The organism is Roseateles sp. P4_D2 (assembly GCF_056401875.1).
This window is the reverse complement of record NZ_JBFUIM010000008.1, coordinates 251,034-270,739: the sequence shown is the minus strand read 5'-3', so window position 1 is coordinate 270,739 and position 19,706 is coordinate 251,034. Positions and strand designations below refer to the sequence as shown.

Below are 19,706 nucleotides of genomic sequence, written 5' to 3'. Positions count from 1 at the left end.
CGGCATCACCCATTTCGGGACAAGAAAAAGCCCGCCGAATGGCGGGCTTGATGCGGGGCGCGCGAAGCGCTTCAGAAGCCGAGACTGGCCAGCAGATCGTCGACCTCGCCCTGGTTCGTGACGACGTCGGTACGACCCTCGGCGTTGACGACCGGGCCCTGCAGGATGGTCGGGTCGACCTTCTCGCGCTGCTCGGGCGGCACGACCTGCACCAGCAGCTTGACGAGGCTGTCTTCCAGGTCGTTGGCCAGCTTCACGACCTTGGCCACCACCTGGCCGGTCAGGTCATGGAAGTCCTGGGCCAGCATGATGTCCGTCAGATGACCGTCAATGCTCGCGGTGCGGTTCTCGACATCCTTGACGAAGTTCATCACGGCACCACTGGCAACGGCGCGCACCGGATCGGCAACGATGGCAGCAGCCAATTCCTTGGTCGCCCGGCTGATGCCGGCGTGCTCGCCCTTGGCCTGGTCGACGGAGTTCAGCACCTTTTCGGCGGCGGCGGCGGTCTTCTCCGCGATGTAGCTCAGGCGGCTGCGCGCATCGGGCAGGCCGTCGGTGGCCACCTGCAGCTTGGGCATGACGCCCAGGCGCTGCATGGTGTCGTGCAGCGTGCGCGTGATGGTGCCAAGTTGCTGAAAGACTTCGGGCGAGACGAGCAGCGGCTCTTGGGCCTTGCCCAACTGCTCCAGTTGATCCATCGACATGACAGTCCCCTTTTGGTGTTGTCAGGCCGCGGCGGCCAGCTTCTGCATGATCTTGAGGACTTTTTCTTCCAGCGTCGCCTTGGTGAAAGGCTTGACGATGTAGCCCGCAGCACCCGACTGGGCGGCCAGCACGATGTCTTCCTTGCGCGCCTCGGCGGTGACCATCAGCACGGGCAGGTGCTTGAGGTTGGGGTCTTCCTTGATGGCCTTCAGCAACTCGAAGCCCGTCATGTTGGGCATGTTGATGTCGCTGACGACGAAATCAAACTTGGCGCCCTTGAGCATGTTCAACGCCTCGACGCCGTCCTCGGCCTCTTCGCAGTTGTTGTAGCCAATCTCCTTGAGCAGGCCGCGCACGATGCGGCGCATGGTGGAGAAGTCGTCGACGACCAGGAATTTCATATCAGTGCTCATGGCGATCCTCTCTCGGGTGCAGGCGGTATTTCAGGGTCAGCACGCAGTCTAGTTTCTAGCGAGCCGGCGCCGACGATTGAGTTTGCGGCATTTTTCCGTTCTGCGGCACTTGCGTGGACCCGGTCTGCGCGGGCGCTGCGTCGGCTTCGGGCTCGTCGGGCACGTTCTTCAGCACGGCGTCCTCGGCGTCGCGGTTCATGACGATGATGCTGATGCGCCGGTTCAGCGCGCCGTTGGGGTCCTTGGCGTCGAGCAGCTTGCTGGCGGCCAGGCCTTGCACGCGCAGCATGCGCGCCTCCGACAGGCCGCCCGCGACGAGCTCGCGGCGCGAGGCATTGGCGCGGTCGGCCGACAGCTCCCAGTTGCTGTAGCCCTTGTCGCCGCCGGGGAAGGCCTGGGCGTCGGTGTGCCCCTCCACCGTCAGGCGGTTGGGCACCTCGGTCAGCACGCTGCCGAGCTCGCGCAGCAGTTCACGCATATAGGGCTTCACGACGGCACTGCCACTGTCGAACATCGGCCGGTTGCCCTCGTCGACGATCTGGATGCGCAGGCCTTCCTTGGTCATGTCCAGGCGGATCTGACCGCCTAAAGCGGCGAGCTTGGGGTTCTCGGCCAGCACTTCCTCGACCTTGGTCTTGAGCTGCTCCAGCCGCGCCTTCTCGGCCTTGCGCTGTTCTTCCTTCAGCGCACGCAAGGTGTAGCTGGCCCGCTTGGCGGCGCTCTCGCCTTCCTTGACCTGGCCGGTCTCGCGCGTGAGGTCCTTGCCGCCGCCGCGGATGACGCTGGAGGAGTCCCCCGAGCCCGAGCCGCCCAGCATCGCCACCTTCAGGGGCGACTGGAAGAAGTCGGCAATGCCCTTCTTGTCGCCCTCGGTCGTGGAGCCGAGCAGCCACATCAGCAGGAAGAACGCCATCATGGCCGTGACGAAGTCGGCATACGCGATCTTCCACGCACCGCCATGCACCGCATGGCCGCCCTTCTTCACCTTCTTGATGATGATGGGCTGGAGTTTTTTCGCGTCGCCAGCCATCAGACGGTCTCCGTGTTTCCGGCGCGCGAAGCGCCGCCGCCCTCAAGCGGCAGCCGTGGAACTGGCTTTGCCAGGCCACTGGGTGCGCCCCCCTGGGGGGGAGCGCCGAAGGCGCTTCGGGGGGGGGTCATTTCTTCTTGACGTGGCCTTCGAGTTCCGTGAACGACGGCCGGTCACCCGAGAACAGCACCTTGCGGCCGAATTCGATGGCCACCTGGGGCGCATAGCCCTGCATGCTGGCCAGCAGCGTCGTCTTGATGCACTGGAATTCCTTGCCGCCGTCCTCGACCTTTTGTTCCAGCAGGCCGGCCAGCGGCTCGGCGAAGCCGTAGGCCAGCAGGATGCCGAGGAATGTGCCGACCAGCGCCGAGCCGATCATGCCGCCCAGCACCGCCGGCGGCTGGCCGACCGAGCCCATGGTGTTCACGACGCCCAGCACGGCGGCCACGATGCCAAAGGCCGGCAGGCCGCCCGCCAGGCGCTGCAGCGCGGCCACGGCGGCGTGCTCCTCCTGGTGGTGGGTCTCGATCTCGCTGTCCATCAGCGACTCGATCTCATGGGCGTTCAGGTTGCCTGACACCATCATGCGCAGGTAGTCGGTGATGAATTCGGTGACATGGTGGTCGTTGCCCACCGTCGCGTACTTCTGGAACAGCGGGCTGTTGTGCGGGTCCTCGACGTCCTTTTCAATGGACATCAGGCCTTCCTTGCGCGCCTTCTGCAGGATGTCGTACATCAGCGCCAGCAGCTCCATGTAGCGGGCCTTGCTGTATTTGCTGCCCTTGAAGCAAAGCCCCAAGCCGGCGGCCGTCGCCTTGACGACCTTCATCTGGTTGTTGGCCAGGAAGGCGCCGATGGCCGCGCCGAAGATGGTGATCATCTCGAAGGGCAAGGCGTGCAGGATGACGCCGATGTTCCCGCCGTGAGCGATGAACACGCCGAAGATGCAGACCATGGAAATGGCCCAGCCGATGATGACGAACATGCGCGGTTGAGTTTGGGGTGTTCAGGCCATATCGGCCCGGAGCCGGGGGGCTTGAGCAAGTATGCCGCGCGTCAGTTGCGGCAGTACTTTCAATTGGGCCCCTTTGAGACGGCTTTCCCTACAGTTGCATACAACCATACGGGTTGCCCACCCGGCAGCTGCCAGCTGGCCACGGGCACCACATCGGGCACGGCAAAGTCCAGGCTGACCAGCCAGGATCCCGGCGCCTGCTCGGCGCAGGCCTTCGCCCAGACACGAGGCATGGACTCGGGCCGCTGGAAGACATAGACCAGGGCGAACGGCGCCCAGTCGTCGGCCCACAGGTCGCCCTGGCGCACCATGGCGCCGCGCACGCGCCAGCGCGCCAGCAAGGCCAGGGGCCGGCTCCATTCGACGCCCTCGACGCGGGCTTGTGGGTAGACGTGCAGCAATTCACGCAGGCCATCGCCGACACCGCAGCCGGCGTCCAGCACGCGCGCACCCGGCGACAGGGGCGCCAGTGCCGGCAAACGGGCCAGCGCGCCGCGGGGGGTCGGGAACAGGGGCGCCTCGGACCAGCTGCGGCGCGGGTAGAGCCACCACAGCAGCACCAGCGGCGCCAGCCACAGCAGGCCAGACGCGCCGCCCTGCCAGCCCAGGGCCAGCACGGAGGCCGGGAAGCCCAGGGCGACGATGAGGCGGCGCCAGCGCTCGCCATTCAGCCAACCCAAGGCTGCGGCGACGGCTGCACCCAGCGCCAAGGCCGGGCCGGGTGACAGGCCGGCAAAAAGCGCGGCCGCATAAATGAACCAGGCCGCCAGCCAGCTCAGCAGAGCGGGCAGCGGCCAGCGAGCAATCCACATACCCGAGAGGGTAGCGGAGTGTGAGTTAGTGCATCTGGATGGAACCCTGCGCGCGGCCCTTGCCAGCGCGTGCGGGCGGGTTGCACAGGCCGCAGACGAAATGGCGGGCGATCTCGTGCGGGTGGGTGACGAACTGGCCATTGCACTTGGCGCACTTGGTCAGGGTCAGCATGCCGTTGTCGACGAACTTGACCAGGCGCCAGGCGCGCGTGACCGACAGCATGGCTTCCAGGCCCTGGGCCGTCGTCTGCTCCTGGTAGAGCTGGTAGGCCTTGATGACGGTGTCGATCTCGTCCATCTCCGCGGCCTTGTTCAGGTACTCGTGGATGTTCAGGAAGAGGCTGGCGTGGATGTTGGGCTGCCAGGTCATGAACCAGTCGGTCGAGAAGGGCAACTGGCCCTTGGACGGCGACTTGCCGCTCACTTCCTTATAGAGGCGCAGCAGACGCTCGTAGGACAGATCGGTTTCCGACTCCAGCACCTGCAGGCGGGCACCGAGGTGGATCAGCTGAACGGCACGGTCGATCTGCTTGGCTTCGGTGAGGATGCTCTTGACGCGCATGGTGGTGGGCTCCGGAATCTGTGACTGAATTGGCAGCGAAGGGGGCGTGATGTCAGGCGTGCTCGTGGCGGCCGGCGATCAGGATGGAGGCGTGCAGGCGGCTGACGCTCTCGTTCGCGCCGGGCTTGCTGTGGTTGGTCAGCAGGCCCCACACCAGGTCGTCGCTCATGCGGAAGGCGCACAGCAGCGTGTTGCCGGAAGCGATCTTCATGATCTGCGCCGGGCTCAGCGTGCCAATCAGCGTGGCCGTGTCCTCGCTGATGCCCAGGCGGTACAGGGCCTGTTCGCGGTCGGCGCGGATCAGGCTCTGGGCCAGCATCAGGTAGGACAGGTTGGCTTCACGGATCTCGGCGAGCATTTGGTCGGTGTTCATGGCGGCTTCCGTCAGAGGTGATGGGGTGTTGCGGATCAGTGAAACGGATTGTGTTGACCCCTCTTCTTTCGCGATATCAGGCTGCGTCGGTGCGCCACGTCACCTTTTCTGGAAGCCCTTGTCAGCCAAATTCCTACAGCCGCGTCGGGCTTGCCGGCGCCCAAAAACCAAGGCCCCGGCAGCTCGCGCTGGCCGGGGCCTTGAAGGTGTGAAATTTGTCGCGTCAGTCGCGCTGCAAGCGGTGCAATTCCATCATGGCGACCGGCATCAGTTCTGGCGACTCGGCGCGCAGGCTGTCAGCGCCGGGGCCGGACTGCAGCGCAGTCAGCACCTCGATGGCCCGCTTCTTCTCACCGCGGCCGGACAGCGCAAAGCCCAGGGTGTAGAGGCTGGGGCCGTGATCGGGCTGGATCTTCAGCGCGCGCTCGGCGCTGGCAGCGGCCTGGTCGTGGCGGCCGGCCACGAGCAGCAGCGCACCCATGTCGGCCAGCAGCTCGTGGCTCATGGGCTCGTCAGCCAGGGCGTCCTGCAGGATGCCCAGGCCCTGGCCCAGGTTGCCCCGGGCGGCCTCGGCAAAGGCAGCATTGCGGGCGCGGGCCAGCAGCATCAGGGGTTCCTCCAACGGCGCAGCGGCGGTGGGAAGGTGAACAGCTTTTTGACGGGTCGAGGCGGACAAGGCGGGCATCGCAGGCTCCAGTCCGGCGTGCGGGTTCGGCCGGGATGGAGCGGACTTTAGGCAGGCCTCAGACGACCGATCCAACGAAAAGGCAGGCCCGAGCGGGCCAAAAAATCTTCATCCGGCTGATCCGATGAACAAGGCTTTGCAGATGCCTCTGTTCAAAAGATCACGCCCCTTGACAAAAGCGACTCAAGAAACGTGTCGGCCCGTCCGATAGCCATTGCAACGGCGCCGGCAACGGTTCCGTGGTCCGGCTGGAAAGCCGAGGCGATGTCCAAAGCTCAGGCGGCGGACGAGCTTCAACGGTTGACTGGCGTCGGGCGTAGCCACAAGGGCTTGCCTATTAGTTAGTAAGGCGAGTCTGCGTGGGCAGCACGGGTGCCTCACCCGGGCACTCGGGTCTTCGCCGGCGCTTTGCCGGGTCATCTCTAGCTAAAAGGAAGCGCATCATGCCCGCAGTTATCAATACCAACCTGCTGTCGCTCAACGCGCAGCGCAATGCCAGCTCCGCACAAAGCTCGCTGGCCACCTCCATGCAACGTCTGTCGTCCGGCCTGCGGGTGAACTCCGCACGTGACGACGCCGCCGGCCTGGCCATCGCGGAACGCATGAATTCCCAGGTCAAGGGGATGAATGTCGCCATCCGTAACGCCAACGACGGTATTTCGCTGTCGCAGACGGCTGAAGGCGCCCTGGGCAAAGTCAACGACATGCTGCAGCGCATGCGTGAACTGGCCGTGCAGTCCGCCAACGGTACCAACAACACCGACGACCGCACCGCGCTGAACAACGAGTTCACGCAGTTGCAGAGCGAAATCACCCGCCTGAGCACCAACACGACCTTCAACGGCCAGGCGGTGCTGACCAACACGACGTCGTTCAACTTCCAGGTCGGTGCCAACGCGACGGCCAACGACACCATCACCATCAGCGGCCAGAACATGCTGGGCACCACCACGGCAGTCGGCAAGAACGACGGCGCCCTGGCTGAAGTGGCCAACACGACCAACACCGACATCTCGAACGTGGGCGCGGCCGGCACCGGCGCGACCTTCGATGCCTACACCGGCACCGGCACCAAGGGCGCCCTGGATTCGATCGCCAAGATCGACCAGGCCATCGCCCAGGTCAACGTGGCCCGTTCGACCTTCGGCGCCGCCCAGAACCGCTTCGACGCCGTGATCGAAAGCCTGGGCACCGCGGTCGAAAACCAGTCCGCCGCCCGCAGCCGCATCATGGATGCCGACTACGCCATGGAAACCGCCAACCTGAGCCGCGCGCAGATCCTGCAGCAGGCGGGTACGGCCATGATTGCCCAAGCCAACCAGCAACCGCAGCAAGTGCTGTCGCTTCTTCGATGATCCTGGGCCAGCCTCGACGCTGGCCCTGAGCTCCGACGCGACAGCCGTCGTCGTCGACCCCCGAGGGCAAAGCCCGCCAGCTCAAGCACCTTAAAAGGCCGCCAATCACCCCGCAATTCGCGAGATTGAGCGGCCCGTTTTACAAAGGATCACTCTCAAGCGTTCCCCCGACCGGTCCGATAACGGTTTCAACGGGTCCCAGCTCGTCAGCCCAAGCAACAGGCCACAAGGCCCCATGCGCCGGCTGCCCAGGGCTCGGATTCAACCTATTGGCACTGAAAGGAACGCGCCATGTCCGCAATCATCAACACCAACCTCGCCTCGCTGAACGCTCAGCGCAACACGTCCGCCTCGCAGGGCTCGCTGATGGTCAGCATGCAGCGCCTCTCGTCGGGCCTGCGTGTCAACTCGGCCAAGGACGACGCCGCTGGCCTGGCCATCGCCGAACGCATGAACACCCAGGTGCGCGGCATGAGCGTGGCCATCCGCAACGCCAACGATGGCATCTCCTTTGCGCAGACCGCTGAAGGCGCGCTGGGCAAGATCGGCGACATGCTGCAGCGCATGCGTGAACTGGCCGTTCAATCAGCCAACGGCACGAACAACATCGACGACCGCACTGCGCTGAACAATGAATTCTCGCTGCTGCAGTCCGAAATCACGCGCCTGTCCAGCAACACCAACTTCAACGGCAACTCCATCCTGACGGGCTCCGCAGCCACCACCTTCCAGGTGGGCGCCAACGCGACGGCCAACGACACCATCACGATCACCGGTGCCGACATCCTGAATGCCGCCACCGCTGCCAGCACCAACCAGGGCGCCCTGGCCGAGGTCACCAACACGACCAACACCGACATCCTGCTGGTCGGCGCGGCCGGTACCGGCGCCACCTTCGATCTCTACACCGGCACAGGCACCAAAGGTGCGCTGGACTCGGTCGCCAAGATCGACCAGGCGCTGTCCCAGGTGAACACGGCCCGCTCCACCTTCGGTGCCGCCCAGAACCGCTTCGACGCCGTCATCTCCAGCCTGCAGGTGTCGGTGGAAAGCCAGTCGGCCGCGCGCAGCCGCATCATGGACGCTGACTACGCCAGCGAAACCGCCAATCTGAGCCGTGCGCAGATCCTGCAGCAGGCCGGCACGGCGATGATCTCGCAGGCCAACCAACTGCCCCAGCAGGTGCTGACGCTGCTGCGCGGCGGCTGATAGAAGCAAGGCCGCCGGCGATGGGGCACCGCCGGCACGGGCTTGAGAAGCGTTGAACAACGCTTCCTTAATAGCCGTGGTTTTGACCGTTGTTCGCGGGTTTGACCTGCGCAGGGCACCAACACAATTCACTCCATCGCGTCGCTGACTTCTGCGGCGCGGACACCGGAATCAACCGGGCTGTTGCAGGAGTGCTTAAATGCCCCAGACGATCAATACCAACATCGCATCGATGAACGCGCAGCGGAACCTGAACAGTTCCCAAGGGCTGCTGGCGGTGTCGATGCAGCGCCTGTCTTCTGGCATGCGTGTGAATTCCGCCAAGGACGACGCCGCCGGTCTGGCGATCGCCGAACGGATGAACACCCAGGTCCGTGGCATGTCGGTTGCCATGCGCAATGCCAATGACGGCATCTCGCTGGCGCAGACGGCTGAAGGCTCGCTCGGCAAGGTTGGCGACATGCTGCAACGCATGCGTGAACTGGCCGTGCAGGCCGCCAACGGCACCAACAACGTGCAGGACCGCGCGGCGCTGAACAACGAGTTCACGCAGCTGCAGACCGAAGTGGGGCGGCTGATCCGCAATACCAACTTCAACGGTTCGCAGATCCTGACCGGCGCGGCGACCTCGTTCACGTTCCAGGTCGGCGCCAACGCCACGGTGGATGACCAGATCGTCATCACCCAGAGCGACATCCTGACGACGACCCTGGGAACCAGCGGCACGCCCAACGGCAACGACGGCGCCCTGGAAGCTGCCATCAACAGCACCAAGATCAACATTCTTGGCGCCTCCGGCAGCGGTACAGGGGGCGTTCCGCCGACCGCGGCGGTGGATTTCTCCGCCGCTGGCGCGCCGCCCGCCCTGACGGGCGCCAACGGCGACGAAGGTGACCCGTCGGTGGCCGTCCAGTTCCTGGACTTCGCCCTCGCCCAGGTCAATCTGGCTCGCTCCACCTACGGTGCGACGCAGAACCGCTTCGACTCGGTGATCGCCAACCTGCAGGTCGCCGTCGAGAACCAGACCGCAGCCCGCTCGCGCATCATGGATGCCGACTACGCCCAGGAAACGTCCAACATGTCGCGGGCACAGATCCTGCAACAGGCTGGCAACGCCATGGTCGCTCAGGCCAACCAGCTGCCGCAGCAGGTGCTGCAACTGCTCAAGGGCTGAGTCGCCCGCCGCACCCAAAAACGCCGGGATCCGCGTGTCGGAAGTCCCGGCGTTGTCATTTCAGCGCCGGTCCCGCGAAAGTTTTCCTAAAGTTCGCCACCGGCATGCCGAAGGCGTTACGGAACGGGTCTTAACAGGAAAGGGCTATGGCCACCATCTCATCGCTCGGTATCGGCAGTGGTCTTGATGTCGAGAGCCTGGTCAGCAAGCTGATGTCGATCGAGCAGCAGCCGATCAACAACATCAAGCAGGCTTCTGCCAGGCTTCAGACCAAGATCTCCGCTTACGGCCAGCTGCAGTCGGCCGTATCCAGCATGCAGACGGCCGCTCAGAAGCTGTCCGACGCCAGCCTGTGGAACGCTTCCACGGTCAGCGTGTCGGACACCTCGGTCGCCACCGTCAGCGCCAGCAGCGCGGGCAGCCAGAACCATCTGCTCAAGGTCAGCCAGCTGGCCTCGGCCCAGTCTGTGGCCAGCCGCATCTTCACTGGTGGCAGCGAAACCCTGGGTGACGGCACCCTGACCATCGCCCTGGGCCGTTGGGCCGGTGACCCGCCGGTCTTCACCGCCGGCAGCGGCACGCCCGCCGCCATCACCGTCAGTGCGACCGACACGCTGTCCAGCATCCGCGACAAGATCAACGCCGCCAATGTCGGTGTCAACGCCAGCCTGGTGAACGACGCGGCCGGCACGCGCCTGGTCATCCGGTCGCTGAGCACCGGCGAGAACCAGGCCTTCCAGATCACGAGCCCCGATGCCGCCCTGGCCGACCTGACCTACGATCCCGGCAGCGGCGCAGGCATGGCCCAGACCCAGGCCGCCAGCAATGCCCAGTTCAACTGGGACGGGCTGGACCTGACCTCCGAAAGCAACACGCTGACCGGCATCACCGACGGCATGAGCGTGACCCTGCTCAAGACGACGGCCAGCGCCATCAGCATCGGCACCAGCAACGACACGACCAGCATCAAGAAGGCGATCACGGATTTCGCAGACTCCTACAACAAGCTGCTCAACCTGATGCGCGACCAGACCAAGTACGACGCCGGCACCAAGACCGCCGGTGTGCTTCAGGGCGACAGCAAGGCAGTTTCCGTGCAACAGATGCTGCGCGGCATCACCGGCGGCAGCACGACACTCGCCGGCGCCTTCGGCCGCCTGGCCGACATCGGCCTGGAGCCCGGCCAGAACGGCACGTTGACGGTCAACTCGACGAAGCTCGACAAGGCGCTGACCAATCTCACGGACTTGAAGAAGCTGTTCGCCGCGCCGGACGCCGCCACGCCGCGCAACCGGGGCTTCGCTCTGCAATGGAACACCTTTGCCACCCAGATCCTGGGCACGGACGGCGCCATCACCAACGGCCAGAGCAGCCTGCAAAAGCGCATCGCCAGCAACGACGCCACGATCGACCACATGCAGGACTCGCTGACATTGACCGAAAAGCGCCTGCGCGCGCAGTACAGCGCGCTGGACACCAAGATGAGCCAGCTCAGCGCGCTGTCGTCCTATGTCAACAAGCAGTTCGGCAGCACCTCGTCGAGCTGAGCCCGTGAAGAATTGCAAACAAGGCGCCTTAGGGCGCCTTTTTCATGCCGCCAGCGGGGGTTGGTCGCCTCAAGTTCCCCGGCCGGGCGCCGAAATTTGAAGGTATCCAGCCCAGAGAGCCCCCATGTACGGATCCTCCTCCCCGTTTGCTTCCCGAGCTCACCGCGCCGGCTCCGCCTACGGCAAGGTCGGCGTCGAGACCGATGTCCTCAGCGCCAGCCCGCACCGCCTCGTCGCCCTGCTGTTCGACGGCGTCATGGAAGGCATGAACATGGCCCTGGCCGCGATCCAGGCAGGCAACACGCCGGTCAAGAACAACTCACTGTGCCGCTGTGTGCGCATCCTGGACGAAGGTCTCAAGGCTGCCCTCAACCTCGAATCCACCCCGCTGGCCCACGACCTGCGCGACCTTTACGCGTATCTGTGCATGCGGCTGACCCAAGCCAACCTGCACAGCGACGTCGCTGCCATCGAGGAGTGCAAGCGTCTGCTGGCGCCAGTACGTGACGCCTGGCAAGCCATCGCCGACAACCCCGCAGTGCGCCCGCCCAGGGCCGCCTGATCCGCCCAATCCGCCCCGCCCTGCTCACGCTTTCCGGTACGCCCCCATGAATTCCGAACTGCTCAACTATTACGAGGCCATCGAACAAGCCAGCGCCGACATGCTGTCAGCTGCCCGCACCGGCAACTGGGATGAAGTCGTCAAGCTCGAAGGCGCCTGCGTGCTGCTGATCTCCCAGCTCAAGTCCGCCGCCAACCAGTCCCAGCTGGCCCCGAGTGAATCGGCGCTGAAGACCCGCATCATGCAGCGCATCCTGCTCAATGACGCCGAGATTCGCCATCTGGCCGAACCCTGGCTGGAAGACCTGGATCATGTGATGAAGGGCAAGAGCAGGATGGTGCATTGAGCCCCTCGTCCGGTCTCGCCCTGCTGAACGCGGGCGAGTCCAGCCGGTCCCCCGAGGGGACGGCGATGCTTGCGGCGTCGAGCCGCAAGCACATCGCCCAAGGCGGGCCGGCTAGGGGCGGCCCGGCGCTCGGCCCGCAAAACCAACCCGCGCAGCTACCATCCTGGCATGAGCGCTCCTGAACCCACCTCCGAGGAACTGCGCGTCGCCTCCACTGCCGAGATCGCGGCGTATCTGCAGCAACTGCAGCGCGAGAATTCCGGCGTGCTGCTGAGCGGCCCCCAGGGCCAGAGCCTGTCCAGCCGCATCGTCGCGCTGGACGCCGACGCCGACCTCATCGGCCTGGAGATCGGCACCGATCCCGACGGCATCAGCCAGGCCCTGGTGGCCGAGGGCGAGATCACCGCCGTCGCCTACCTCGGCGCCATCAAGCTGCAATTCGAACTCGAGGGCCCCGTCCTCGTCAGCGGCGAACAGGGCACGGTGCTGCGCAGCGCGCTGCCAGCCCGCCTGTACCGTTTCCAGCGCCGTCAGTCCTTCCGCGTGCAACCGGCCGGCAGTGCCTATCCGCGCATCGTGCTGCCTGGCGCCGAGCAACCCGGCCGCGCACTGCGCGTGCTGGACCTCAGCATCGGCGGCCTCGCGCTGGCCCTGCCGCCCGATTTCAGCCCCCTGCCCGTGGGCGAGGTCAGCGACGGCCTGGTGCTCGAGCTGGATCGCATCAGCGCCCTGCGCGTCACCCTGCTGCCCCACCATGTCAGCCCCATCGCCGGCGATACGAGCGGCATGCAGCAGCTGGGATGCTCCTTCGTCGACCTCGATGCCAACGCCGGCCGCTCGCTGCAGGTCTATGTGGACCAGACGCAAAAGCGCCGTCGCCTGCTGAAGCTGGATCCATGAACGCGGCCGGCGGACGGGCTGAGCGCAGGGCCGCTCCCAAGCCAGCCCGCGTTCCCTCGGGGGACCGGTGCGCGTACTCGCGCGCCGAGGGGCAAGGTTTCACGCTTCTCGAGGTGGTTTTCGTGCTGGCCGTGCTGGGCATCATCCTGTCGGCAGCCGTGCCCAGCTACGCGAGTTATCTGGCCCGCCAGCGCCTGCGCCACGTGGCCGAGATGCTGGAGCAGGACCTGCGCCGCGCCCGCGGCCTGAGCGTGGACGAGGGCCGCAACATCTATGTCAGCTTCAGCAGTGGCGCGCAATGGTGCTGGGGCACCAGCCGCACCGCGCCCTGCGACTGCGCCACAGGCGTGCCGCGCTGCGAGCTCGGCGCCATCAACTCCCGCGAGCACAAAGGCACGCTGCTGCAGTCTGGCCAGAGCGTCACCTTCCAGGCCGGCATGGGCCGGGCGCTGGAATGGACGCGCATCGGCATCTCCAACGACCGCAACCAGCAGCTGTATCTGGACTTGAACCCGTTGGGCCGGCCAGCGATCTGCGGAGCAGACGCACGAAAAGGCGCCTGCTGAGTGGTGCACATCGCCAAGCCGGGCCGGCTCGGGAGCGGCCCAGCGCTCGGCCCGAAAGCCGCTAGATCTGCATGTTCATGATCTCGGAGTAGGCCGAGACCAGGCGGTTCCTGACCTGCAGCGTGGCCTGGAAGCCGATCTGCGCCTTCTGCATCGAGACCATGGTCTCTTCAAGGCTGACGGTCGGGTTGTCCAGTTGCACCTCGCGCTGCAGGCGGGCGGCCTCGTTCTGCGAGGCGCTGACATTCTTCAGCGCCTGCGTCATCGCGTCGCCGAAGCTGGCGCCTGACGTGGCGGCCGGCTTGGGCGCTAGCGGCGTGCCATTGACCGCCAGGCCCGCTCGGGCGGCGGCCTGTGCAAAGTCGAAGGGGCGCAACTTCATGTCCATGGGGCAGGACTTTGGCAGCAAGTCACGCGCACTAAGGGCGGAGATGCGCGGGCTCAGTCGGCCACTTCGGCGCTTTCTTTAGGGGCCTGGCACGAATAATTTGCGCCATCGCCGGATTCCCCGGCCCCCGCTGTACTCGCCCATCCGATGGACAACGCCCTGAGCGCCTCTGCTGCTGCTGCCCCGGTGATGATCACCCCGATCAACGCCCAGCCCAACTTCGTGCAGCGCTTGAACGGCCTGCCGCTGCGCAGCAAGCTGACCATGGGCGCCGGCCTGGCCGCCCTGGCCGGCGCCGTGCTGGCCATCACGCTCTGGTCCAGCCAGGGCGACTACCGCCCGCTGTTCAGCGGCCTGGCCGACAAGGACGGTGGTGCCGTCATCGGCCAACTGGCTGCCCTGCAGGTGCCCTACAAGCATGAGGCAGGCGGCACCATCCTCGTGCCCGCCGGCCAGGTTTACGAGCTGCGCATGAAGCTGGCGGCGATGGGCCTGCCCAAGGGCGGCACCGGCAACGCCGTCGGCTTCGAGCTGATGGACAAGTCCAGCATCGGTCAGACCCAGTTCAACGAACGCCTGAACTTCCAACGCGGTCTGGAAGGCGAACTGACACGCACCATCACCGCCATGTCGGACGTGGCCGATGCCCGCGTGCACCTGGCCATCCCGCAGCAGAACGGCTTCTTCCGCGAGCAGCAAAAGCCCAGCGCCTCCGTCGTGCTGACCCTGCGCGGCGGCCGCACGCTGGATCGCAACCAGATCGCCGGCATCGTGCACCTCGTTTCCAGTGCCGTGCCCGAGCTCAATCCCAAGGCCGTCAGCGTACTGGACCAGACCGGCGCCCTGATCTCCCAGACCGGCGCGGACACCGCCACCGGACTCGACAGCCAGCAGCTCCTTTACAAGCAGCAGGTCGAAGCCGGCTTCAACAAGCGCATCTTCGAATTGCTGGAGCCCGTTGTCGGGCGCGACAACCTGCGCTCCTCCGTCACCGCCGACGTGGACTTCTCCCAGACCGAGGCCACCGCCGAGGAGTACCGCCCCAACCAGGGCCCGAACGCCCAGGCTGCGGTGCGCTCCAGCCAGAGCAACGAGAGCAACAACGCCAGCAATGCCACGCCCACCGGCGTACCCGGTGCTGCCACCAACCAGCCGCCTGTGCCGGCCACCGCCCCGGTCAACGGCGCCAGCGCCCCGCTGCAGGCCGCTCAAGGAGCGGGAGCTGGCGGCAACAGCCGTCGCGAACAGGTCACCAACTACGAGGTCGACAAGACCGTGCGCGTCACGCGCGGCGCGGTCGGCAACGTCAAGCGCCTGAACGCGGCCATCGTCGTCAACCACCGCTCGGTGACCGATGCCAAGGGCAAGACGACGCAGCAGCCCGTGCCGGCTGAAGAGATCACGCGCCTGACCGACCTCGTCAAGGAAGCCATGGGCTTCAACACCGAGCGCGGCGACTCGGTCAAGGTCATCAGCGCGCCCTTCGTCGTCGACAAGACCGAACCGGCCGATGTGCCGATCTGGAAGCAACCCTGGCTGCTGGACGTTGCCCGCAGCGCCATCGTGCCGCTGGCCTTCGTCGCCATCGCGCTGATCGCCGTCTTCGGCATGATCCGCCCCGCCATCAAGGCCGCGGCGCCGCAGCCGCCCGAGGACAAGGCCGAGACGGTGGATGAAGTCGTCGATGACGAAGAGCTGCTGCCTGGGGGCGCCGGCATGCCGCGCCTTGAAGCGCCGATTCATAACGAAAAACTCGAGCGTGCCCGCGCCCTGGCCCGCGACAATCCGGTAGCGGTCGCCAACATCATGCGCGACTGGATGGCCGGCGAGACGGCTGCATGAAAATGAACCCCTCGTCCAAGGCGTACCTTGGCCGGTCCCCCGAGGGGACGGCGATGCTTGCGGCGTTGAGCCGCAAGCACACCGCCATGGCGGGCCGGCTTGGCGAACTGGAGTCGGACACAAGCAGTCCCTGCGGACTGCTTGTGCCTACGACAGGCCAAGGGCCTCTGGCCCTTGGCAGCCCGGCGCGCGGCCCGGAAGGCACTACGCCTCGCAATGAGGTTTGATCATGGATGACAAGGGCATAGAGAACGCTGCAATCCTGTTGATGTCGCTGGGCGAAGAAGAAGCCAGCGAGGTCTTCAAGCATCTGTCGCCCAAAGAGGTGCAGGCGCTGGGGGAGCAGATCGCCAAGCTCAAGGTCATCAAGCGGGCCCAGGTCGAGACCGTGCTCGACAAGTTCGATGCCGTCGCCGAGACCCAGAGCACCCTGGTCACCGACACCGACGAATACGTGCGCGCCGTGCTGCGCAAGGCCCTCGGCGAGGACAAGGCCAACCTGCTGCTGGACCGCATCCTGCAGGGCAGCGACGTCTCCTCCATCGAAAGCCTGAAGTGGATGGACGCCGCCAGCGTGGCCGAGCTGCTGCGCAACGAACACCCGCAGATCATCGCGGCCATCCTGGCCCACCTGGATTTCGACCAGACCAGCTCGGTGCTGAAGATGTTCACCGAACGCGGCCGCAATGAGGTGCTGATCCGCATCGCCACGCTGGACGGCATCCAGCCAACGGCGCTGAAGGACCTCAACGAAGTGATGAGCCAAATCCTGGCCGGCGGCGAGCGCATGAAGAAGAGCTCACTGGGCGGCGCCAAGACGGCCGCTGAGATCATCAACATGATGGGCTCCAGCGTCGAGGCCTCGGTGCTGGACTACATCCGCGAGGCCGACTCCGACCTGGCGCAGAAGATCATGGACAACATGTTCACCTTCGACGATCTGAACAAGATCGAGGACAAGGGCATCCAGGCCGTGCTCAAGGAAGTGCAGAGCGAGGCACTCATCGTCGCACTCAAGGGCGCCGGCGCTGAGCTGCGAGAAAAGATCTTCCGCAACATGTCCACCCGCGCCGCCGAGACGCTGCGCGAGGACCTCGAGACCCGCGGGCCGGTGCGGCTGTCCGAGGTCGAGGCCGAGCAGAAGGAAATGCTCAAGATCGTGCGCCGCCTCGTCGACGAGGGCCAAATCGTCCTGGTCGGCGGCGGCGACGACCAATTCGTTTAATCATGAAGCCCCTCGTCCAAGGAGTACCTTGGCCGGTCTTGCAGACCGCGCTGCGGCATGTGCCGCAGCTCTTCGGCAGGCACATCGCGCCCACTGGGCGCAATGTGTCCGGCCTCAGCCCCCGAGGGGACGGCGATGCTTGCCGGATTGACCGGCAAGCACATCGCCATGGCGGGCCGGCTTGGGAGCGGCCCTGCGCTCGGCCCGCAGAATCCCTGGTGCGCAACGACGCACATTGGAGCAACTGACATGGCCACCGGTCGCCAACCCCCGCGGCAAGTCCCGCCGCCCGATCGCCGTGAGACTGATCGGCGTGGCAGCTATGCCCGCTTCATTCCTGGCGAGGAACTCCAGGGCGCCAAGGCCTGGAACCTCGACAACCTGGGCAACGCCGCACCCTCGCCCTTCGCGCCGATGCGCCCCGGCAACCCGCCGGCCACACCCACCGCCGCCGCACCGGTAGAGCCGCCGCCCCCGCCCGAACCCAGCGCGCAGGAACTGCTACACGCCGCGCGCCAGAGCGGCTATCAGGACGGCTACCGCGATGGCATGGCCGCGCTGGACGCCTTCAAGCAGAGCTTTGCCCAGCAGATGAGCAAGCAGCTCGGCACGCTGGTGACGGGCTTTGATACCGAGATGCGCTCGCTGGAAGACGAGATGGCCCAGTCCATCGCCCGTATCGCCGTCGAGCTGGCCCGCCAGGTCGTGCGCAGCGAGCTTGAGCAACGCCCCGAGCTGATCGCCCGTGTGGCCCACGACGCCGTCGAGGCCCTGCAGTTGTCGGCGCGCCACGTGCGCGTGCGTGTCCACCCCGATGACCACCCCCTGGTGCAGGAAGGCGCCGGCAACGAGTTGCAGGCCCGCGAGGCGCAGCTCATCCCCGATCCCGAGGTGCCGCGCGGCGGCGTCAAGGTGGATGCCGACATTGCCAGCGTCGACGCGACGATTGCCACGCGCTGGCAACAGGCCGTCTCGGCCATCGGCCAGCAATCGATCTGGGAAGACCGGCGCACGGAGGACGAATGACTTCGGCGCGCACCGATCGCTGGCAGCGCTATCTCGCCGACCTTGAGACGCTGGCGGCCAACACCGCGCCGCTGGAATCCCACGGCAAGCTGGTTCGCGTGGCCGGCCTGGTGCTGGAAGCCACCGGCATCAAGGTGCCGATGGGCTCGGTCTGCCGCATCCAGATGCCCAGCAGCGGCAACAGCCCGCGCCGCGGCTCGGCGCCAGTGAATGCCGAGGTCGTCGGCTTCTCGGGGGACCGCGCCTATCTGATGCCCACCGACGAGGTCCAGGGCCTGTCCAGCGGCGCCACCGTCGTGCCGCGCCACCTGCCGCCGCTCGCTCCCCAACTCGGCCAGCCCTTGCACCCCTGGCGCCGTGGCGAGGATCGCGGCCTGCACCTGCCGATGGGCGACGGCCTGCTCGGCCGCGTCGTCGACCCGCATGGCCACCCGCTGGACCGCGGCGGCGAGCTGGCCGACATCCACAACGAACCCATGGTGCGGCGCCCCATCAACGCGATGGACCGCGACCCGGTGCGCATCCCGCTGGACACCGGCGTTCGCGCCATCAACGCACTGCTGACCGTCGGCCGCGGCCAGCGCCTCGGGCTGTTCGCCGGCACGGGCGTCGGCAAGTCGGTGCTGCTGGGCATGATGGCCCGCTACACCCAGGCCGATGTCATCGTCGTCGGCCTGATCGGCGAGCGCGGCCGCGAAGTCAAGGAATTCATCGAGGACATCCTCGGCATTGAAGGCCGCCAGCGCAGCGTCGTCGTCGCCGCACCCGCCGATTCGCCGCCGCTGATGCGCATGCAGGGCGCGCACTACGCCACGGCGATTGCGGAACATTTCCGCGATCAGGGCCGCCATGTGCTGCTGCTGATGGATTCGCTGACCCGCTATGCGATGGCCCAGCGCGAGATTGCCCTGGCCATCGGCGAGCCGCCGGCCACCAAGGGCTACCCGCCGAGCTGCTTCGCCAAGCTGCCGCAGCTGGTGGAGCGCAGCGGCAACGGCCTGCCGGGCGAGGGTTCCATCACCGCCTTCTACACGGTGCTGACCGAGGGCGACGACCCGCAGGACCCCATCGCCGACGCGGCGCGGGGCATCCTGGACGGCCACATCGTGCTGTCGCGCGACCTCGCCGAGGCCGGCCACTACCCGGCCATCGACATCGAGCGCTCCATTTCCCGGGTGATGACCAGTGTTGCACCCCAAAACCAGGTCGATTCCGCGCGTCGATTCCGCCAGCTTCTGGCGAAATACAACAAGGCCCGCGACCTGATCCAGCTTGGCGCCTATGCCCCGGGCAGCGACCCCGAGCTGGACCTGGCCGTACGCCTGCATGCCGACATGACGCGGCTGCTGCAGCAGGACATGCACAGCCCGGCACTTCTTCACGCCAGCGTCAGCCAATTGCAGGCCGTGGTCCAAGGCGCCTAACCTTTCGGGTCGGGCCGCCGATATCGACTGAGCGCCGGGCCCCCTGTCGGGGTCGCCGGGCGCTGTGCTGGAGTTTGAGATGAGTGCACCCGCCAAAGACACACTGAGCCTGCTGTTGGAACGCGCCGAGAACGAGCGCGACGCCGCCGCTCAGGCCTTGCATGCCGCCAGCACCCAGGCCCAGGCCGCCCGTGCCCAGCATGGCGAGCTGTCCGGCTACCGTCAGGACTACCAGCAGCGTTGGACGCAATCCTTCGCCCAGGCCACGACCATGGACATCGTCGGCTGCTACCAGAGCTTTGGCCGCCGCATCGACCAGGCCGTGGACACGCAGGGCCACGTCGCCAGCCACGCCGACCAGCGCCAGGTGCGCGCCCGCGAGGCCCTCGGCCAGGCCGAGATGCGCGTCGCCGCCTTGCGCCAGCTGATCGCCCGCCGCCAGGCCGAAGCCGCCAAAGCGGTGCAGCGCAGCGAACAGCGCGCCACCGACGAATTTGCCGCCCGCGCCCACCTGCGGCGCATGGCGCACGCCTGAGGAGGCCGC

Annotated in this window: 22 protein-coding genes; 13 read left to right on the top strand and 9 right to left on the bottom strand. The window is 66.4% G+C overall.

Annotation, left to right across the window (positions count from 1 at the left end; genetic code table 11):
• Nucleotides 1–71: 71 nt before the first annotated feature.
• The 8 genes from AC1DW0_RS16640 to AC1DW0_RS16605 form a co-directional block, all read right to left on the bottom strand.
• Nucleotides 72–701 carry a protein phosphatase CheZ gene (locus AC1DW0_RS16640; protein WP_157255979.1) on the bottom strand — a complete coding sequence of 210 codons (630 nt, stop codon included), beginning with the start codon at nucleotides 699–701 and terminating at the stop codon, nucleotides 72–74.
• Nucleotides 702–728: 27 nt separating this feature from the next.
• Nucleotides 729–1,121 carry a chemotaxis response regulator CheY gene (gene cheY, locus AC1DW0_RS16635; RefSeq protein WP_056199225.1) on the bottom strand — a complete coding sequence of 131 codons (393 nt, stop codon included), beginning with the start codon at nucleotides 1,119–1,121 and terminating at the stop codon, nucleotides 729–731.
• Nucleotides 1,122–1,176: 55 nt separating this feature from the next.
• The gene (motB, locus tag AC1DW0_RS16630; protein WP_457323260.1) at nucleotides 1,177–2,151 is read right to left on the bottom strand and encodes a flagellar motor protein MotB; all 975 of its coding nucleotides are present in this window, start codon (nucleotides 2,149–2,151) and stop codon (nucleotides 1,177–1,179) included.
• Between the two features lie 127 nt (nucleotides 2,152–2,278).
• Nucleotides 2,279–3,136 carry a flagellar motor stator protein MotA gene (motA, locus tag AC1DW0_RS16625; protein WP_457444744.1) on the bottom strand — a complete coding sequence of 286 codons (858 nt, stop codon included), beginning with the start codon at nucleotides 3,134–3,136 and terminating at the stop codon, nucleotides 2,279–2,281.
• Nucleotides 3,137–3,225: 89 nt separating this feature from the next.
• A complete protein-coding gene (locus AC1DW0_RS16620) occupies nucleotides 3,226–3,978 on the bottom strand; it encodes a class I SAM-dependent methyltransferase (protein ID WP_457444746.1) in 753 nt (250 codons plus the stop codon).
• 25 nt (nucleotides 3,979–4,003) lie between these two features.
• Nucleotides 4,004–4,540: a flagellar transcriptional regulator FlhC gene (gene flhC / locus AC1DW0_RS16615; RefSeq protein ID WP_056199239.1), complete on the bottom strand. Its 537-nt coding sequence runs from the start codon at nucleotides 4,538–4,540 to the stop codon at nucleotides 4,004–4,006.
• A 52-nt stretch (nucleotides 4,541–4,592) separates the two neighbouring features.
• Nucleotides 4,593–4,913, bottom strand: a complete 321-nt coding sequence (gene flhD / locus AC1DW0_RS16610) for a flagellar transcriptional regulator FlhD (RefSeq protein ID WP_056199242.1) — start codon at nucleotides 4,911–4,913, stop codon at nucleotides 4,593–4,595.
• A gap of 223 nt (nucleotides 4,914–5,136) precedes the next feature.
• Nucleotides 5,137–5,520, bottom strand: a complete 384-nt coding sequence (locus AC1DW0_RS16605) for a tetratricopeptide repeat protein (protein ID WP_457323263.1) — start codon at nucleotides 5,518–5,520, stop codon at nucleotides 5,137–5,139.
• Between the two features lie 521 nt (nucleotides 5,521–6,041).
• On the opposite strand from AC1DW0_RS16605, the gene AC1DW0_RS16600 reads away from it, so the two are divergent.
• The 8 genes from AC1DW0_RS16600 to AC1DW0_RS16565 all read left to right on the top strand — a co-directional run bounded on the left by AC1DW0_RS16600 (nucleotide 6,042) and on the right by AC1DW0_RS16565 (nucleotide 13,257).
• Nucleotides 6,042–6,953, top strand: coding sequence for a flagellin N-terminal helical domain-containing protein (locus tag AC1DW0_RS16600; protein WP_056199247.1), 912 nt, complete (start codon nucleotides 6,042–6,044; stop codon nucleotides 6,951–6,953).
• Between the two features lie 291 nt (nucleotides 6,954–7,244).
• The gene (locus AC1DW0_RS16595; RefSeq protein ID WP_056199250.1) at nucleotides 7,245–8,162 is read left to right on the top strand and encodes a flagellin N-terminal helical domain-containing protein; all 918 of its coding nucleotides are present in this window, start codon (nucleotides 7,245–7,247) and stop codon (nucleotides 8,160–8,162) included.
• Nucleotides 8,163–8,361: 199 nt separating this feature from the next.
• Nucleotides 8,362–9,336 carry a flagellin N-terminal helical domain-containing protein gene (locus AC1DW0_RS16590; protein ID WP_056199253.1) on the top strand — a complete coding sequence of 325 codons (975 nt, stop codon included), beginning with the start codon at nucleotides 8,362–8,364 and terminating at the stop codon, nucleotides 9,334–9,336.
• A 146-nt stretch (nucleotides 9,337–9,482) separates the two neighbouring features.
• The gene (gene fliD, locus AC1DW0_RS16585) at nucleotides 9,483–10,883 is read left to right on the top strand and encodes a flagellar filament capping protein FliD (RefSeq protein WP_056199256.1); all 1,401 of its coding nucleotides are present in this window, start codon (nucleotides 9,483–9,485) and stop codon (nucleotides 10,881–10,883) included.
• A gap of 124 nt (nucleotides 10,884–11,007) precedes the next feature.
• Nucleotides 11,008–11,445 (top strand): flagellar export chaperone FliS, encoded by a 438-nt coding sequence (gene fliS / locus AC1DW0_RS16580; RefSeq protein ID WP_056199259.1) that lies wholly within the window; start codon nucleotides 11,008–11,010, stop codon nucleotides 11,443–11,445.
• A 46-nt stretch (nucleotides 11,446–11,491) separates the two neighbouring features.
• Nucleotides 11,492–11,791, top strand: coding sequence for a flagellar protein FliT (locus AC1DW0_RS16575; RefSeq protein ID WP_056199261.1), 300 nt, complete (start codon nucleotides 11,492–11,494; stop codon nucleotides 11,789–11,791).
• A gap of 168 nt (nucleotides 11,792–11,959) precedes the next feature.
• On the top strand, nucleotides 11,960–12,691 hold the full coding sequence (locus tag AC1DW0_RS16570) for a flagellar brake protein (protein ID WP_457392247.1): 732 nt from the start codon (nucleotides 11,960–11,962) through the stop codon (nucleotides 12,689–12,691).
• Complete coding sequence (locus AC1DW0_RS16565) at nucleotides 12,592–13,257, top strand: pilus assembly FimT family protein (protein ID WP_082532787.1); 666 nt, start codon at nucleotides 12,592–12,594, stop codon at nucleotides 13,255–13,257. Before AC1DW0_RS16570 ends, AC1DW0_RS16565 begins: the two co-directional genes overlap by 100 nt.
• Before the next feature lie 61 nt (nucleotides 13,258–13,318).
• Here AC1DW0_RS16565 and fliE read toward each other — a convergent pair whose 3' ends face one another.
• The gene (gene fliE, locus AC1DW0_RS16560) at nucleotides 13,319–13,645 is read right to left on the bottom strand and encodes a flagellar hook-basal body complex protein FliE (protein WP_056199272.1); all 327 of its coding nucleotides are present in this window, start codon (nucleotides 13,643–13,645) and stop codon (nucleotides 13,319–13,321) included.
• A gap of 189 nt (nucleotides 13,646–13,834) precedes the next feature.
• On the opposite strand from fliE, the gene fliF reads away from it, so the two are divergent.
• The 5 genes from fliF (at nucleotide 13,835) to fliJ (ending at nucleotide 19,697) form a co-directional block, all read left to right on the top strand.
• Nucleotides 13,835–15,487, top strand: coding sequence for a flagellar basal-body MS-ring/collar protein FliF (gene fliF / locus AC1DW0_RS16555; RefSeq protein ID WP_477946938.1), 1,653 nt, complete (start codon nucleotides 13,835–13,837; stop codon nucleotides 15,485–15,487).
• Nucleotides 15,488–15,716: 229 nt separating this feature from the next.
• On the top strand, nucleotides 15,717–16,712 hold the full coding sequence (gene fliG, locus AC1DW0_RS16550; protein WP_056199280.1) for a flagellar motor switch protein FliG: 996 nt from the start codon (nucleotides 15,717–15,719) through the stop codon (nucleotides 16,710–16,712).
• 249 nt (nucleotides 16,713–16,961) lie between these two features.
• Entirely contained in the window at nucleotides 16,962–17,738 is a 777-nt protein-coding gene (locus AC1DW0_RS16545) for a FliH/SctL family protein (protein ID WP_056199282.1), read from the top strand.
• Entirely contained in the window at nucleotides 17,735–19,162 is a 1,428-nt protein-coding gene (gene fliI / locus AC1DW0_RS16540) for a flagellar protein export ATPase FliI (RefSeq protein WP_056199284.1), read from the top strand. Before AC1DW0_RS16545 ends, fliI begins: the two co-directional genes overlap by 4 nt.
• Nucleotides 19,163–19,241: 79 nt before the next feature.
• The gene (fliJ, locus tag AC1DW0_RS16535; protein ID WP_056199287.1) at nucleotides 19,242–19,697 is read left to right on the top strand and encodes a flagellar export protein FliJ; all 456 of its coding nucleotides are present in this window, start codon (nucleotides 19,242–19,244) and stop codon (nucleotides 19,695–19,697) included.
• Nucleotides 19,698–19,706: the final 9 nt, after the last annotated feature.

Bases quoted from the DNA above. Each gene is read 5' to 3' on its own strand.
- AC1DW0_RS16600 (WP_056199247.1), top strand. From the start codon at position 6,042: ATGCCCGCAGTTATCAATACCAACCTGCTGTCGCTCAACGCGCAGCGC.
- AC1DW0_RS16640 (WP_157255979.1), bottom strand. From the start codon at position 701: ATGGATCAACTGGAGCAGTTGGGCAAGGCCCAAGAGCCGCTGCTCGTC.
- flhD (WP_056199242.1), bottom strand. From the start codon at position 4,913: ATGAACACCGACCAAATGCTCGCCGAGATCCGTGAAGCCAACCTGTCC.
- AC1DW0_RS16575 (WP_056199261.1), top strand. From the start codon at position 11,492: ATGAATTCCGAACTGCTCAACTATTACGAGGCCATCGAACAAGCCAGC.
- cheY (WP_056199225.1), bottom strand. From the start codon at position 1,121: ATGAGCACTGATATGAAATTCCTGGTCGTCGACGACTTCTCCACCATG.
- AC1DW0_RS16570 (WP_457392247.1), top strand. From the start codon at position 11,960: ATGAGCGCTCCTGAACCCACCTCCGAGGAACTGCGCGTCGCCTCCACT.
- AC1DW0_RS16545 (WP_056199282.1), top strand. From the start codon at position 16,962: ATGGCCACCGGTCGCCAACCCCCGCGGCAAGTCCCGCCGCCCGATCGC.
- AC1DW0_RS16565 (WP_082532787.1), top strand. From the start codon at position 12,592: ATGCTCCTTCGTCGACCTCGATGCCAACGCCGGCCGCTCGCTGCAGGT.
- fliI (WP_056199284.1), top strand. From the start codon at position 17,735: ATGACTTCGGCGCGCACCGATCGCTGGCAGCGCTATCTCGCCGACCTT.
- fliJ (WP_056199287.1), top strand. From the start codon at position 19,242: ATGAGTGCACCCGCCAAAGACACACTGAGCCTGCTGTTGGAACGCGCC.
- fliF (WP_477946938.1), top strand. From the start codon at position 13,835: ATGATCACCCCGATCAACGCCCAGCCCAACTTCGTGCAGCGCTTGAAC.
- AC1DW0_RS16620 (WP_457444746.1), bottom strand. From the start codon at position 3,978: ATGTGGATTGCTCGCTGGCCGCTGCCCGCTCTGCTGAGCTGGCTGGCG.
- fliE (WP_056199272.1), bottom strand. From the start codon at position 13,645: ATGGACATGAAGTTGCGCCCCTTCGACTTTGCACAGGCCGCCGCCCGA.
- motB (WP_457323260.1), bottom strand. From the start codon at position 2,151: ATGGCTGGCGACGCGAAAAAACTCCAGCCCATCATCATCAAGAAGGTG.
- fliG (WP_056199280.1), top strand. From the start codon at position 15,717: ATGGATGACAAGGGCATAGAGAACGCTGCAATCCTGTTGATGTCGCTG.
- AC1DW0_RS16605 (WP_457323263.1), bottom strand. From the start codon at position 5,520: ATGCTGCTGGCCCGCGCCCGCAATGCTGCCTTTGCCGAGGCCGCCCGG.
- motA (WP_457444744.1), bottom strand. From the start codon at position 3,136: ATGTTCGTCATCATCGGCTGGGCCATTTCCATGGTCTGCATCTTCGGC.
- fliS (WP_056199259.1), top strand. From the start codon at position 11,008: ATGTACGGATCCTCCTCCCCGTTTGCTTCCCGAGCTCACCGCGCCGGC.
- fliD (WP_056199256.1), top strand. From the start codon at position 9,483: ATGGCCACCATCTCATCGCTCGGTATCGGCAGTGGTCTTGATGTCGAG.
- flhC (WP_056199239.1), bottom strand. From the start codon at position 4,540: ATGCGCGTCAAGAGCATCCTCACCGAAGCCAAGCAGATCGACCGTGCC.
- AC1DW0_RS16595 (WP_056199250.1), top strand. From the start codon at position 7,245: ATGTCCGCAATCATCAACACCAACCTCGCCTCGCTGAACGCTCAGCGC.
- AC1DW0_RS16590 (WP_056199253.1), top strand. From the start codon at position 8,362: ATGCCCCAGACGATCAATACCAACATCGCATCGATGAACGCGCAGCGG.